The sequence below is a fragment of the Serratia sp. 4542 genome, assembly GCF_016805595.1.
Classification (GTDB): Bacteria; Pseudomonadota; Gammaproteobacteria; order Enterobacterales; family Enterobacteriaceae; genus Serratia; species Serratia nevei.
The window spans coordinates 44227-59122 of the sequence record NZ_RXKV01000016.1; the positions used below are offsets into that span (position 1 = coordinate 44227).

At 60.4% G+C, this 14896-nt stretch carries 14 protein-coding genes; 6 read left to right on the forward strand and 8 right to left on the reverse strand.

All coding sequences use genetic code 11. From position 1 onward, the window contains the following. The first annotated feature begins 21 nt into the window (after positions 1–21). Positions 22–2040 carry a hypothetical protein gene (locus tag EKL15_RS21570; RefSeq protein WP_369803992.1) on the forward strand — a complete coding sequence of 673 codons (2019 nt, stop codon included), beginning with the start codon at positions 22–24 and terminating at the stop codon, positions 2038–2040. A 64-nt stretch (positions 2041–2104) separates the two neighbouring features. On the opposite strand, the gene rpoH is transcribed toward EKL15_RS21570, so the two are convergent. The 4 genes from rpoH to ftsY all read right to left on the reverse strand — a co-directional run bounded on the left by rpoH (position 2105) and on the right by ftsY (position 6462). Next, the gene (rpoH, locus tag EKL15_RS21575; protein ID WP_038874147.1) at positions 2105–2962 is read right to left on the reverse strand and encodes an RNA polymerase sigma factor RpoH; all 858 of its coding nucleotides are present in this window, start codon (positions 2960–2962) and stop codon (positions 2105–2107) included. A 317-nt stretch (positions 2963–3279) separates the two neighbouring features. Further along, on the reverse strand, positions 3280–4233 hold the full coding sequence (ftsX, locus tag EKL15_RS21580) for a permease-like cell division protein FtsX (RefSeq protein WP_033636680.1): 954 nt from the start codon (positions 4231–4233) through the stop codon (positions 3280–3282). Beyond that, positions 4223–4894 carry a cell division ATP-binding protein FtsE gene (ftsE, locus tag EKL15_RS21585; RefSeq protein WP_004934337.1) on the reverse strand — a complete coding sequence of 224 codons (672 nt, stop codon included), beginning with the start codon at positions 4892–4894 and terminating at the stop codon, positions 4223–4225. The genes ftsX and ftsE overlap by 11 nt, the downstream gene beginning before the upstream one ends. Positions 4895–4899: 5 nt before the next feature. After that, a complete protein-coding gene (gene ftsY, locus EKL15_RS21590) occupies positions 4900–6462 on the reverse strand; it encodes a signal recognition particle-docking protein FtsY (RefSeq protein ID WP_203090337.1) in 1563 nt (520 codons plus the stop codon). Positions 6463–6704: 242 nt separating this feature from the next. On the opposite strand from ftsY, the gene rsmD reads away from it, so the two are divergent. Then, positions 6705–7325: a 16S rRNA (guanine(966)-N(2))-methyltransferase gene (gene rsmD, locus EKL15_RS21595; protein ID WP_033636678.1), complete on the forward strand. Its 621-nt coding sequence runs from the start codon at positions 6705–6707 to the stop codon at positions 7323–7325. After that, positions 7315–7587: a DUF1145 family protein gene (locus EKL15_RS21600; protein WP_004934327.1), complete on the forward strand. Its 273-nt coding sequence runs from the start codon at positions 7315–7317 to the stop codon at positions 7585–7587. Before rsmD ends, EKL15_RS21600 begins: the two co-directional genes overlap by 11 nt. 3 nt (positions 7588–7590) lie before the next feature. Here EKL15_RS21600 and EKL15_RS21605 read toward each other — a convergent pair whose 3' ends face one another. Then, positions 7591–7947, reverse strand: coding sequence for a DUF2500 domain-containing protein (locus EKL15_RS21605; protein WP_049200034.1), 357 nt, complete (start codon positions 7945–7947; stop codon positions 7591–7593). A 158-nt stretch (positions 7948–8105) separates the two neighbouring features. On the opposite strand from EKL15_RS21605, the gene EKL15_RS21610 reads away from it, so the two are divergent. Next, the gene (locus EKL15_RS21610) at positions 8106–8732 is read left to right on the forward strand and encodes a lysoplasmalogenase (RefSeq protein WP_049200035.1); all 627 of its coding nucleotides are present in this window, start codon (positions 8106–8108) and stop codon (positions 8730–8732) included. Between the two features lie 40 nt (positions 8733–8772). On the opposite strand, the gene EKL15_RS21615 is transcribed toward EKL15_RS21610, so the two are convergent. Beyond that, the gene (locus EKL15_RS21615; protein ID WP_038874139.1) at positions 8773–9150 is read right to left on the reverse strand and encodes an AprI/Inh family metalloprotease inhibitor; all 378 of its coding nucleotides are present in this window, start codon (positions 9148–9150) and stop codon (positions 8773–8775) included. 55 nt (positions 9151–9205) lie between these two features. After that, positions 9206–10669 (reverse strand): serralysin family metalloprotease, encoded by a 1464-nt coding sequence (locus EKL15_RS21620; RefSeq protein WP_194572544.1) that lies wholly within the window; start codon positions 10667–10669, stop codon positions 9206–9208. A 680-nt stretch (positions 10670–11349) separates the two neighbouring features. Between EKL15_RS21620 and EKL15_RS21625 the strand changes: the two genes are divergently transcribed. After that, positions 11350–13668, forward strand: a complete 2319-nt coding sequence (locus EKL15_RS21625) for a zinc/cadmium/mercury/lead-transporting ATPase (protein WP_203090339.1) — start codon at positions 11350–11352, stop codon at positions 13666–13668. A gap of 89 nt (positions 13669–13757) precedes the next feature. Here EKL15_RS21625 and tusA read toward each other — a convergent pair whose 3' ends face one another. Beyond that, positions 13758–14003 carry a sulfurtransferase TusA gene (gene tusA / locus EKL15_RS21630; RefSeq protein ID WP_004934314.1) on the reverse strand — a complete coding sequence of 82 codons (246 nt, stop codon included), beginning with the start codon at positions 14001–14003 and terminating at the stop codon, positions 13758–13760. 220 nt (positions 14004–14223) lie between these two features. On the opposite strand from tusA, the gene EKL15_RS21635 reads away from it, so the two are divergent. Next, the gene (locus EKL15_RS21635; protein ID WP_060424186.1) at positions 14224–14883 is read left to right on the forward strand and encodes a 7-cyano-7-deazaguanine/7-aminomethyl-7-deazaguanine transporter; all 660 of its coding nucleotides are present in this window, start codon (positions 14224–14226) and stop codon (positions 14881–14883) included. Positions 14884–14896: the final 13 nt, after the last annotated feature.

Here is a 14896-nt window from a genome sequence, read left to right on the forward strand (position 1 = left end):
CGCCGCCTTCTTCCGCTGGCCATGCTGATCGGCGCCGCGCTGGCGCTGCCGCTGAACGGCTATGCCTGCGGTCCGGATTTTCCTAACCGGCTGCTGATCGACCGCAACGGCACCCTGCTGTATATGCCGGAGGGCAATTTCGCCTTCGAAGCCGGCCGACTGGTGCCGGCGGATAAGCAGCTGCCGCACTGGCAAGCCCCCCCGCCGCCGATGCCGCCGAAACCGATGCCGCAGTCGCCGGAAACGGTGGCAATCGGCAAAATGCGCGCCGCCAAAACGGTGGAAGAGGCTGACGCCGTCAATACTCAGGGGTTGTCCAACGCCGCGCGCCTTTATCAACTGGGCGCCGTCGCTTTCGCCAACCACGATCCGCGCGCCACAGAGTATTTCCAGCAGGTGCTGAAGCTGCCGGCCGCCGAACAGGGCGACTGGGGACTGCGGGCGCAGTATTCGCTTGGGCGGGTGTTGATGGCTGACCACGGTACGCCGATGAATGAATCGGGTGAAGCGGCGCCCGCCGCCGAGCATCCGCCTAAAGCCGAACTTGAACAGGCGTTGGCGGCGTTCCAGCAAGTGATCGATCGGGTGAAAAGCGGCGCCGCCGACCCCGATCAGCTGGCGCTGAGCAGCCTCGGGCAGCAGGCGCGCATCCACCTGTGGCTGGGTGACGTCGCTCCCGCCGCCCACCTGTACGCACAGCAGGCGGCGCAGGGCGATCCGAGCGGCGGGCAGTCGCTGCAGTACGTCTCCAGTTTCCTGGTCAATCCCGACCATCTGGAAACGCTGAAACAGGTTATCGGCGATCCCTTAATCCAACAGCTGGTGACCATTGAACTGTTCGCCCGCAGCGGCAACCTGCAGATGGCGGATACCGACGGCAACGGCCGCTCCGCACAGATCATCAGCCAGATCCTGACGCTGCTGGACGGCACGGTGAAAAGCGGCTTCGCCGGCAGCGATCGGCTGGCGGCATTGGCCTACCGTTCCGGGCAGTACCCGATGGCGGCCAGCCTGCTGAAAAACGCCGGCGACAGCGGCCTGGCGTGGTGGCTGCGCGCCAAAATGGCGCTGCGTGACGGTGACGTGAAAGCTGCCACCGCCGCCTATGCCAAGGCGGCAAGCGCATTCCCCGCCGACGAAAGCTGGGGCGAACAGCGCAACGCCGACTTCGTCGCGGAAACCATCGTGCCCGAGTGCCGGGTGGCCGGCGAACAGGCTATCCTGGCGCTCAACCGCGGCGACTATCTGCAGGCGATGGACCTGCTGTATCGCGGCAAGGCGATCTACTGGGCCGACGTAGCCGACGTGGCGGAGCGGGTGCTGACCGTCGATGAGTTGAAAGGCTTTGTCGATAAGCACGCCCCGGCGCCGACGACGCCGCTCAAGCCGGTTAACCCGGACGACTACGGCGGCCAGCAGATCACGCCGGAAGTGCAGCTGCGCGAACTGTTGGCGCGGCGCTTGATGCGCGCCGGGCGGGCCGCAGAGGCGCAGGCCTACTTCGATATCCCCAACTACCGCCAGGCGGCGCAGCAGTATGCCGACGAGCTGAAGGCCGCCAAGGACAAGTCCGCCGCGCCGCTGACGCGCGCACAGGCTTACTATCGCGCCGCCAACCTGCTACGCGCCCAGGGGCTGGAGTTTACCGGCTATGAGATGACGCCGGACTACGCCATCTATGGCGCCGGCTATTCCTATCTGGGGGATGCGTTCGATACTCGCGAGCTGAAGCACAAAAGCTGGATAGACAGCGCAGAAGCGGCGCGCGCCAAGGCGGCGCTGCCGGCGCAGGACAACCGTTTCCTGCACTATCGCTGGCAGGCCGTGGGGTTGGCGCAGCAGGCGGCCGATCTGCTGCCGCCGAAAAGCCAGGCCTACGCCGCCGTGCTGTGTAACGCCGCCAGCTGGGTTATCAAGCGTGACGCCAAGACCGGCCGGGCACTTTATCAGCGCTACATCAACACCGGCACCCGCTACCCGTGGGCGGCAAAATTCGGCTACGACTGCCCGGCGCCGGACTTCGCCACTGTTGCGCCATAACGCCGAATTTCAGGCATGAAAAAGCCCGGCTTGCCGGGCTTTTTTTTTCGAATATCGCATCGACTCAGGCTTCAATCGCCATTTTCAATTTCTTCATGGCGTTCTTTTCCAACTGGCGCACGCGCTCGGCGGAAACGCCGTACTGATCGGCCAGCTCCTGCAGCGTCGACTTATTGTCGTCGTCCAGCCAACGGGCGCGGATGATATGCTGGCTGCGCTCGTCCAGACCTTCCAGCGCATAGGCCAGTTTGTCTGCGGCGTTGCTTTCCCAGTTATCTTCCTCGATGCCTTCGGCGAAGTCGGAGCTCTTGTCCTGCAGGTACAGCACCGGCGCCATCGCCTGGCCATCGCGGGCCTCGTCGTCCGGAGTCGGATCGAAAGTCATGTCCTGCGCCGCCATGCGAGATTCCATCTCGCGCACGTCTTTGCTGGTGACGCCCAGCTCGCGGGCCACCAGCTCCACTTCGTCCTGGTTGAACCAGCCCAAACGCTGTTTGGTTTTGCGCAGGTTAAAGAACAGCTTGCGCTGCGCTTTGGTGGTCGCCACTTTCACGATGCGCCAGTTGCGCAATACGTACTCGTGGATTTCCGCCTTAATCCAATGCACCGCAAAGGAAACCAGACGCACGCCGACTTCAGGGTTGAAGCGGCGAACGGCTTTCATCAGGCCGATATTGCCTTCCTGAATCAGGTCCGCCTGCGGCAGACCGTAGCCTGAATAGTTGCGGGCAATATGAGCGACAAAGCGCAGGTGAGACAGGATGAGCTGCTTAGCGGCATCCAGATCGCCCTGATAATGCAGCCGTTCAGCCAGCTCCCGCTCTTCCTCTGCCGTCAGCATCGGATAGGCGTTGGCTGCCCGGATATAGGCTTCCAAGCTACCTTGGGGTACTAAGGCTAAAGTTTGCATTTCTTTGGTCATTCAAACCCTCTCTATGAGAATACAAAATCATGCAGGTGATTATTACAGCGGGGAAATGATTGATTCTACGGCAGTTGCTGAAGCAAAAGCGGTTCCACACGCCGGGCACCTTAACATTTGCTGCAATTTTTGACCGTACTCCGCCCTATAAGTTCACCCTTTTTTGCAAGCATTGTTGCTGACAATACGTGACGAAGGTGCAGGCCGATAGGGAATTTGTGCGCTAAGAAGAGAGGTGTGGTGCTGACTTCGCTTGAGGTCACTCTTCTCCCGCAACGCGATCAAAAGCAGCAGGAGAAGAGTATACCAAAAAAATCTTACTGTGGTGTAAATCGGCGTAAATGTTGCACTGTCGCCAGCCAGGCGGCGATCCAGCCGATCATCGCGGAGATGATCAGCAGCAGCAGCGCCTCGTCCCAGCCCAGCCCGTGCAGGGTGAAGGTGGTGCCGAATACCTTGGCTACCCCTGCGACTACCGACTCCAGCTGCCACACCAGCGCGCCGGAGAGCACCAGCGACAGCAGCGCGCCGGCAAAGCCCAGCATCGCCCCGCCGTTGAGGAACGGCCGCAGGATAAAGCCGTCGGTGGCGCCGATCAGCTTCATCACATTGATGGTGTCGCGACGGCTGAAGATGCTCAGACGCACGCTGTTGCCGATCACCAGGAACACCGCCACGATCATCAGCACGCCGATGATCGCCGCGATCTGGCCCGCCAGCCCGGTGAGCGCCGCCAGGCGGGCAAACCAGCTGTCATCCATACGCACTTCTTCCACGCCCTGCACCGCCGCTACGCGATCGCGCAGGGTGTTGAGGGTGTCCGAACTCTGGAAGCTCATCTTCGGCGTGACGATCGCCACCGCCGGCAGCGGGTTCTCTTCCAGCATGTCCAGCGCGCCGCCAAAGCCCGACCAGTTGCGGAACTCGCCGCGCGCTTCTTCACGCGACAGGTAGTTCACCTTCTCCACGCCGGCTTCCGCCTTGATGGCATCGAGCACTTTCAGCGCCGCGTCGTCATCGAGCGACTTATCCAGGTAGACCGTCAGCTGCGGCGTCGGGTACCACTGGCTGGCCGCGGTGCTGACGTTTTTCCACACGATGTAGCACACGCTCGGCAGCGTCAGGGAGATGGCGATCACCATCACCGTCAGCAGCGTCGCCAACGGCTGACGCAGCATGTCTTTGATGGCGTTCATCCAGGCGTAACGCCACTGTTCGCGCCAGCCGCCGCGCAGCGCCTTGCTCTTGGCGGTTTTTGCGTTATTGGCCATGGTGAGCGCCCCCTTGCATGCGGCCCTGGCTCAGCGTCAGGATGCGGTAATTACGGCGGGCGATAAGCCCGGTGTCGTGCGTCGCCATTAATACGGTGACGCCGACGCGGTTGAATTCTTCAAACAGGCGCAGAATGCCTTCCGACAGCGCGTCGTCCAGGTTGCCGGTCGGCTCATCCGCCAGCAGCACCGCCGGCTTGTTCACCACCGCACGGGCGATGCCCACGCGCTGCTGCTCACCGCCGGACAGCTGAATCGGGAAGTTTTTCGCTTTATCCAGCAAACCGACCTTGTCCAGCGCGGCGGAGACGCGGCGACGGATGTCTTCGGTACTGGCGCCGGCGATGATCAGCGGCATCGCCACGTTGTCATACACCGTGCGATCCAGCAGCAGATGGTGATCCTGGAAGATCATGCCGATCTGCCGACGCAGGAACGGCACCTCGCGGTTTTTCAAACGGCTGATGTCGTGGCCGCCAAACCAGATGTGGCCGGCACTGGGCCGTTCGATACCGCAAATCAGTTTCAGCAGGGTACTTTTCCCCGCGCCGGAATGGCCGGTCAGAAACGCCATTTCCGCCGGGCGCAGATGGAAATCGACCCCCTGCAGCGCTTGCCGTCCGCCCAGATAAGCTTTACTGACCTGTTCAAAGCGAATCATCCGTATTAATCCTCTCGGGCAAAAAGTGCCTCAATAAAATCGTCAGCCTTAAACGGCCGCAAATCTTCGATGCCTTCCCCGACGCCGATATAGCGAATCGGGATACCGAACTGATCGGCGATGGCGAAGATCACCCCGCCCTTGGCGGTACCGTCCAGTTTAGTCAGCGTGATGCCGGTTAAGCCCACGGCCTCATTAAATAATTTCGCCTGACTGACCGCATTCTGGCCGGTGCTGGCATCGAGCGTCAGCATAACCTCATGGGGGGCCTGGTCGTCCAGTTTTTTCATGACGCGGACGATCTTCTTCAGCTCTTCCATCAGGTGCGATTTGTTCTGCAGACGGCCGGCGGTATCGGCGATCAAGACATCGATGCCGCGCGCCTTGGCAGCCTGCACCGCATCGAAGATCACCGAAGCGGAATCCGCGCCGGTATGCTGCGCCACCACCGGGATGCGGTTGCGTTCGCCCCACACCTGCAGCTGCTCTACCGCCGCGGCGCGGAAAGTATCCCCCGCCGCCAGCATCACCGACTTGCCTTCCGCCTGGAACTGGCGCGCCAGCTTACCGATGGTGGTGGTTTTACCCACGCCGTTCACGCCGACCATCAGGATGACATACGGGGTTTTCCCGCTGACATCCAGCGGCTGATCGACCTTGGCCAGAATTCCGGACATTTCCTCCTTCAGCTTGCCGTACAGCGCTTCGGCGTCTTTCAGCTGCTTGCGGCTGGCGTGCTGGGTCAGGGAGGTGATGATCTTGCGCGTGGTATCCACGCCGACATCGGCGATCAGCAGCTGTTCTTCCAACTCGTCGAACAGGTCGTCGTCGATCTTTTTACCGCGGAACAGCCCCATAAAGCCGGAGCCAAGGTTTTGCTTGGTCTTCAGCAGGCTGCGCTTCAGGCGAGCGAAGAAGCCTTCTTTGGTCGGGCGCTCCTGCTCTTGCGCAGCGGCCGGCACCACAGGTTCAAGCAGCGCTTCTTCTTCCGGCTCCGGTTCAGGTTCGGCGACCGGCTCGGGCTCAACAATTGGCTCAGGCTCAACAATCGGCTCTGGCTCAACAATCGGCTCAGGTTCAACAACCGGCTCGGGCTCAACGACCGGCTCAGGTTCGACGACCGGCTCAGGCTCAACAACCGGCTCGGGCTCGACGACCGGCTCAGGTTCAACAACTGGCTCTGGCTCGACGACCGGCTCAGGTTCGACGACCGGCTCTGACTCGACGATCGGCTGCTGCTGCGCCACCACCTGCTCGGTCACGCTGACAATCTCTTCGGCCAACGCTTGCGCCGTTGGGTGTTCGGCCGCCGCCGGCAGGTTCTCCGCGATTTGTTCGCCGGCCTGACCGTTATCCCACTCTCCCGGGGTGTCGACGGAGGCGGCAGGTTCAGATTCCTGGGCGGGGAGCTTGTCATCCAGCTTGGCGGCTGCCGGTTCAGCCGGCGTCTCCGCGGCCTGAGGCTCCGCCTGCTCTACCGGCTGCTCAGGTTGCTGTTGCTCTTCTTCCTTTTCCTTCTGGCCAAAGCCCAGCCAGGAGAAAAACCCACGTTTCTTATCTTTTGCCATGTTATGACTCTACTCCGTACCGAAGGCTCGCTTACCCTACATACCTGAAGGATATATGCTGACAATAATCCGCCGAGTCTATCACTTTCCCTCGCGCAGCAACACGCATCCGGCATGCTTTCCGGTGTGAAATCAGACAACAAAGTTTTACCGTTCCCCCCGACGCCCGTCACCGGTAGAATAGGGGCAACTTTTCGTTAACCTCTGCGGCCCCGCGCCGCAAAAGAAATCAAACAACGCTTATGACAAGACTCTCGCCACGGGCGGCGGCCAAAAAACCGCCCCAGGCCGCAGCCGGACAGATCCGCATCATCGGCGGCCAATGGCGCGGTCGCAAGCTTCCGGTGCCGAACAGCCCGGGGCTGCGCCCCACCACCGATCGGGTGCGTGAAACCCTGTTCAACTGGCTGGCGCCGGTGATTCAGGGCGCGCGCTGTCTGGACTGTTTCGCCGGCAGCGGCGCATTAGGGCTGGAAGCGCTGTCGCGCTACGCCGGCAGCGCCACGCTGCTGGAATTCGAACGGCCGGTGGCGCAGCAGCTGGAAAAAAATCTGGCGCTGCTGCAGGGCAAAGGGGTGGTTATCAACACCAACGCGCTGAGCTGGCTGGCGGGCGAGGGCCAACCGTTTGACGTGGTGTTTCTCGATCCGCCGTTTCGCAAAGGCCTGCTGGCGGAGACCGCCTTGTTGCTGGAGCAGCGAGGCTGGCTGGCCGACGAGGCCTGGATCTATGTAGAAGCCGAGGCGGAAAGCGCCGCGGCGGACGTGCCTGCCAGCTGGCAGCTGCACCGGGAGAAAGTCGCCGGCCAGGTGGCCTATCGCCTTTATATTCGTTCGCAAGAGAAAACCGACCATGCTGATTAATCTGGGCCGCCTGCTGATGCTGTGCGTGTGGGGCTTCCTGCTCTCTAACCTGTTCCATCCGTTTCCCAAGCCGCTGAAGTATTTCATCGACGTGGCGCTGTTCTTTATGGTGGTGATGCACGGCCTGCAGCTGGTGCTACTGAAATCCACCCAGCCGAAGGATCAGCCGATCAGCTACTGGCAAGAAGCCAAGATCTTTATCTTTGGCGTGTTCGAGCTGTTGGCCTGGCAGAAGAAACAGCCGCCCATCAAGAAGAAGTGACCGCTACGGCTGAACGGTGAAAGAGACAAAGCGCGTGCCCTGCATGTTCAACGTGCCCTGCGCGCCTTGTTCTATCGGGTTGTATTGCCACTGTTTCAGCCGAAGCGTGATGTCTTCACCGCCCTGTACCGGGCGGAACACCACCTCGTAATACATCGGCTCATTGACCAGCGGTTCGCGCTGCGGCGCACGGGTTTTGGCGACCGGGAAGCTGCGTTTGTCGCTCACCGTCACCTGCAGACTGCGCATCGGTGCGCGGTCGTTTTCCGCCTCCTGCTGGCGCTGTTTGAAATAGCGTTGCGTGGCCAGCACGGCGATCAGCGCAATCACGGCGACAAAAAACAACGGTGGCTTACTCATCGGTTTCCCATTTCCTTCGCGGCCAAATCGGCGTAAACATAGCATTCTCAAGAAAGCATTGTCGATCGTCGGCAGGCTACCTACACTGAAATAAGAAGTGACATGGGTGACAGTTTGGAGCCGGTTGTTGCGGTTCCCTCATACATAAGGAAGACATAATGAGTTGGCCGTTCCTTGCCGTATTCTTTTCCGGTTGGCTGTTCGTCGACGCCTCATACCGTGGGCCGCGCTGGCAACGCTGGGTGTTCAAACCCGTCACGCTGCTGCTGCTGTTGCTGTTGGCCTGGCAGGCGCCGGTGCTCAGCGCGGCAGGTTATCTGATCGTACTCGGCCTGCTGGCGACGCTGATCGGCGACGCGCTGCTCCTGTTGCCGCGCGAGCGGGTGCTATACGCCATCGGCGCCTTTTTCCTCTCGCACCTGCTGTATACCCTGAGCTTTGCCAGCCAGATGACGTTCAGTCTGTTCTGGCCGCTGCCGCTGGCGCTGCTGGCGATAGGCGCGTTGCTGCTGGCCACCCTTTGGACCCGGCTGGAAGAGATGCGCTGGCCGATCGTCACCTATGTGGCGATGACGCTGCTGATGGTCTGGTTGGCGGGCGAACAATATTTCCTGCGCAGCACCGATTTCGGCTTCTCGCTGCTGACCGGCACCTCGCTATTGCTGCTGGCCAACGTGGTTTGGCTGATCAACCGCTACCGTTTCACCTTCCGCGCAGCGGACGCCATCGTCGCTTTCTGTTACTTCTCCGGCCACTTCCTGATCGTGCGCTCACTCTACCTGTAACGACCTACCGCGGGTTCGGCACGCCGAACCCGTTTCCACATCAAGCCAACGCTTTCAATGTTAAGGCATCATCGGCGCCCAGCTGATTGCGATACAGATCGCCGTCGCGCGAGAAGAACGCCAGCGTGCTGCCATCCGCCCGCAGCAGGGCGATGCCGTCCGGCGCCGGGCGCCAGCCCACTACCTCGGCCGCAAACACGCTTTGCAGACAGCGTTGCCGATCCACCAGCTGATAGCCGTTGGTTTCACTTTGCTCATTCGCCAAAAACTCGATTTGGCATTGCCGTTCGCTGTCGGCAACCTGCCATTGTCCCGCCAGCGACTGCGCGGTCGGCAGCGCCAGGCTGCCGGCCATGACCGCACTCGTCACCATCATGCCGCCCGCCGCCAGAGCGGTGCGCGTTAAAGTACCTTTCATACCGGGCTCCCGCATCACGCCCGGCCGAGACTGCGCCGGGCGTGTCGTTGCTGTGTTACACGATAAAGTCGGTGGCGACGTCTACCTGACCGACGATTTTCACCAGGAAGTCCGGCGCCTGATGACCCCCGATGTTCACCGCCAGATCGGTCACGTTGTTGGAAGCATTGTAGCTGAGCAATGCTTCACCGGCCGCGCCGCTGAAATGATCGACGAAGTGGATGAAATCGCTGCTCTGCGCCTCTTTGTTGAAGAACGACAGGTCAATTTTGTCGATCCCTTTCTGGAAGTCGCGGATCCAGTCCGAAGCACCCGGTGCAGAATCGCTGGCAGCGGTGAATACGAAGGTATCCTGGCCGGAACCGCCCCACAGCTCATCCGCCCCGCCGCCGCCGAACAGCACGTCATTGCCCGCGCCGCCTTTCAGCACGTTGTTGGCCGCATTGCCGACGATCACGTCATTGCCGGAACCGCCAATGGCGTTCTCGATGGTCACCCCGGCGGCGATCGAGACGTTGCCCTTCAGGCCGCCCACGTCGGAGAACGATTTCTCATTCAGGTTGATGCGCTGGTTCGCGGTGTAACCGGAGAAGTCGAAGGTATCGTTGCCGCCCGCATCCCAGACCGCAAAGATCAGTTTTTGCGAGTTGCTGGTGGTGCTGTAGTAATCGCGGCCGGTATTGGAGTTAAAACCGTACACGGTGTCGCCGGTGCGGGTCGACAGGTTGGCGCCATACAGGTGTTGAATGGCGGCAATGTCGTCCAGCAGCGGAGCGGCGGCGTAGTGACCGCCGTTGTCGCCACCGGTGTTGGTTTCACTCCAGTAGCTCATCAGGCTGAACTGGCGGGTGTCTTCCGCATAGCTCGCGTCGCGGTAGGTTGGGTTGCCTTCACCAGCGTTGTAATCGCCCGGGTGGCTCAGGCCCAGCGCATGGCCAATCTCATGGGTGAACGTCTGGCGGCCGTAGTCTTCGGTCGCCGGATGCTTCACGTTGGATTGGTTGACGTTGTACCAGGTCTGGCCGCCCAGATCCTGGCCCTGCCAAATGGTGTTCGGCAGGAAGGCATAGGCCTGAGTGCCGTAATCATAGTGGCCGGGGCGATCCTGGCTGTAGTTGCCGAAGGTGATGTTGGCTTTTTGACCGGCCGCCACTTCGGTGAAGGTGATATTGGCGACGTCAGCCCAGGACTGCAGCGACAACTTAGCCTGCTGCTGCTGTTCCGCGCTGAACTTGCTCAGCCCGGTGTCGCCGGCGACGTTGGTGGCAGAGAACTTATAGTCCGGGAAGGAGAAGGTTAATTTAACCGGCTGGCCAAATACCTTGTAACCGTTCCAGGTTTGGTTCTCACGGGTAATAAACAGCCCAGCTTGCTCGTTAGAAAATGAATCCTTGCCATTAATCTGAATCCCGTTGCCACGCTCATGATAATGCAGCAGGTCGGCTACAGCATCGTAGCCGGTTTTGGCGGCTGCGAAGTTGGATTCAGTAATTTCAATTGCCTTTTTAGTAGATTGCATTGGTTCGATTCCACTCATTATCTGATCGTTATCAATCAGACAGATAGACATAACCTCCCCGTAAGCTACGGTTAATGAACCTTAAGCTTGCTGGAAGGGGCTTATGCGCCGTTGCCGGCAGTGTGTTAGGTAGAATTAATGCATATATATCAGCAAATAAGATTGCCATTAAAAATGGTAATCGATTCCAATTATAGGCAGGGTCGCGAAACTGAACATAAAATAATCAACCTTTTATTGTCTCAACGAAAGTTTGTTATGCTGCTTTTTAGGCTTCTTTACAAAACAAATGAAAATTAACGAGGATAAGTTGGCACCAAACTTCAATAACAATGCGGCCTGCAGCCACAAGCGAATCATGCTGGCTTGGTACGGGCAAAAAGGTAAATTTTGCTAAAGCGTTATAGATTAATAACTCTTTATTATTAGGTCGGGCGACTTTTTAGTTTCTATAGGAATATTATTTTCTTATTTAAACTAACGGCAGTGAGCCTTTTCCCCCAAATAGGGGATAAGGAAAGCCTATAGATTTAAATTCGCATTATTCATTATTGAATGAATACCCCTTTATAGGCTCGAACGCCGTTAGCAATAATTCTCATCCGACGCTTGACTCTGGAGTTGACTCCAGGGTGTAGAGTCAGCTGAGCAAACCCGTTTAACAGCTCGAAGGGGACGTTATGCACAATCAGCAAAATCATAATCATCAGGAACATCACCACGCCGAAGGCGGATGCGGCTGCAACCACAGCCACAGCAAAACTCAGCATGGCTGCAGCAGCACGCCGAAAAACGCCGCCGCACAGGCCGAACACACCCACCACCATCACGATCATGGCGATAGCGGCTGCTGCACCGCCGCGCCCGACGATCCGGATGAGGAAAGCGACAGGCCGGCCGCCGCTCCCCCTTCCGGCAGCCAACGTTTCAGCTGGAAAGTCACCGGCATGGACTGCCCCAGCTGTGCCAAGAAAATCGAAAATGCCGTCACCGCACTCCCCGGCGTCGACAGCGCGCGCGTGTTGTTCGCCACCGAGAAACTGGTGGTCGACGCACAGTCCGACATCAGCCTGCGGATCCAGGACGCGGTCGCCCAGGCCGGCTTTACCCTGCTCGGCACTCAGACCGCCAAAGCCGCCGCGCCGAAAACCTCACGCTTCGGCGAATTCGCACCGCTGCTGCTGTTGACCACCCTGATGGTCGTCAGCTGGGTGCTTGATCGGGTTAACCCGGAGCTGGGCCGCATCGCCTTTATCGCCACCACGCTGGTCGGATTGGCACCGGTTGCCACCAAGGCGCTGCGTCTGATTCGTTCCGGCACGCCGTTCGCCATCGAAACGCTGATGAGCGTGGCGGCCATCGGCGCGCTGTTCATCGGCGCCACCGCCGAGGCGGCGATGGTGCTGCTGCTGTTTATGGTCGGTGAACTGCTGGAATCCTACGCCGCCAACCGCGCGCGGCGCGGCGTGACGGCGCTGATGGAGCTGGTGCCGGAAGATGCGCTGCTGCTGCAAGGTGCAGAGCGCAAACGCGTGCCGGTCGCCAGCCTGCGTCCGGGCGATGTGATTGAAATCGCACCCGGCGGGCGCCTGCCGGCCGACGCCGAGCTGCTCAATCCGTTCGCCAGCTTCGACGAAAGCGCCCTGACCGGCGAATCGGTGCCGGTCGAGCGCCAACAGGGTGAGAAAGTGGCCGCCGGCAGCCTGTCCGTCGATCAGGCGGCGCAGATGAAGGTGATCTCCGAGCCCGGCAAAAACGCCATCGACCGCATTTTGCAGCTGATTGAAGAGGCCGAAGAGCGCCGCGCGCCGATCGAACGCTTCCTCGATCGGTTCAGCCGTTATTACACCCCGGCCATTATGCTGCTGGCCGTCGCGGTGATCCTGGTGCCGCCGCTGCTGTTCTCGCAGCCGTGGGATACCTGGATCTATCGCGGCCTGACGCTGCTGCTGATCGGCTGCCCATGCGCATTGGTGATCTCGACCCCGGCGGCGATCACATCCGGGCTGGCCGCCGCCACGCGGCGCGGCGCGCTGATTAAAGGCGGTGCGGCGCTGGAGCAACTGGGCCAGATCCAAACTATCGCCTTCGATAAAACCGGCACCCTGACCGAAGGCAAGCCGACGGTGACCGACGTGCTGCCGATCGGCGCGCTCACCGAACAGCGGCTGCTGCAGCTTGCCGCCGCGGTGGAAGCCGGTTCACATCACCCGCTGGCGCAGGCGATCATCAACCGCGCCGCCGAAAGCGGGACGGAGCTACCGCTGGCGCAGGCGCGCCGCGCGCTGGCCGGCGTCGGCGTGGAAGGGATCGTGGACGGCAAGACCGTGCTGATCAGCGCGCCAGGCAAGCTGGCACCGGGCCTGCTCGACGCCCAATGGCAGAGCCAGGTAGACAAGCTGGAAAACGCCGGCAAAACGGCGGTGGTGGTGCTGGAAGACGGCGCACCTATCGGCTTGCTGGCGCTACGCGATACGCTGCGCGGCGACGCCAAACAGGCCATAGCCGAACTGAACGCGCTGGGTATTCGCGGCGTGATGCTGACCGGCGACAACCCGCGCGCCGCCGCGGCGATCGCCGGCGAGCTGGGCCTCGACTATCGCGCCGGTCTGCTGCCGGAAGATAAGGTCAGCGCGGTTACCGAACTGAGCGAACTGCGCCCGACGGCGATGATCGGCGACGGGATCAACGACGCCCCGGCGATGAAGGCCTCCAGCATCGGCATCGCCATGGGCAGCGGCACCGACGTGGCATTGGAAACCGCCGATGCCGCCCTGACCCACAACCGGCTGGTGGGCGTCGCGGAGATGATCCGCATCTCGCGCGCCACCCACGCCAATATCCGGCAAAACATCACCATCGCATTGGGGCTGAAGGGGGTCTTCCTGATCACCAGCCTGCTGGGGCTGACCGGTTTGTGGCTGGCGGTGCTGGCCGACTCCGGTGCCACCGCGCTGGTCACCGCCAACGCGCTGCGGCTGTTGAAAAAGCGCAGCTAAGTTCGGAAACCAATACGGGCGCGGCATGCCGCGCCCGTTGTCATTTCGGGGAAAGAGACTTTTCCTTCATCAACATGACCTTGTCGCCGTTATACGCCTTTACGCAGCAAATAACGGTATGGCACCTGCTCGGTCTCTTGCGCCACCAGCGTGTGCTCCATAAAGCGGCAGAACCCCGGAATATCGCGGGTGGTAGCCGGATCGTCGGCGATAATCAGCAGCGTTTCGCCGTTGTCCATATGGCGCACAGTTTTACGCACCATCATCACCGGTTCCGGGCAACGCAGGCCCAGCGCGTCGAGCGTCTGGTCTGCCTGGGCAAATAAGTCAGTCATGCAATTTTTCTCGTTCAAAAACGATCGGCGAACGCTCGCCGCATCTCATTAGCGCCTAGTTTACGCCGGTAGTTTTTCTGCGCAAGATGCGTTAACGTTTGCGTTAAATTTAACCATTGCATTGGTTGCGCAAACGCGTATCATGCCGCCGCGCAGCGTTTTTTGCTGTTTTAACAAGACACACTGGGTTCCCTCACCCCACTGCTAAAAAGGCTACAATATGTATTCGTTTACCGCACAGCAGCGCTTCACGGCGTTGGTCTGGCTTTCGCTGTTTCATATCGCCATCATTACCTCCAGCAACTACCTGGTGCAGCTGCCGATCACCGTTTTCGGCTTCCATACCACCTGGGGCGCCTTTACCTTCCCGTTTATCTTCCTGGCGACCGATCTGACCGTGCGCATTTTTGGCGCGCCGCTGGCGCGGCGGATTATCCTGGCGGTGATGGTGCCGGCGCTGTTCATCTCTTACGTGATCTCCACCGTCACCTATCAGGGAGAGTGGCAGGGATTCGCGGCGCTGGGCAGTTTTAACCTGTTCGTGGCGCGCATCGCCGTCGCCAGCTTTATGGCCTACGTGCTCGGCCAGATCCTCGACGTTCACGTCTTCAACCGCCTGCGCCAGCGCAGCGCCTGGTGGGTAGCGCCGGCGGCGGCGATGTTTTTCGGCAACATCAGCGATACGCTGGCGTTCTTCTTCATCGCCTTCTACAAGAGCAGCGATCCCTTCATGGCCAACAACTGGGTGGAGATCGCGCTGGTGGATTACAGCTTCAAGGTGATGATCTGCCTGCTGTTCTTCCTGCCGATGTACGGCGTGTTGCTGAACATGCTGCTCAAACGCATCGCGGCGCGCAGCGGCAGCCTGCAGCCGAGCTGAGCCGTGCTATGCT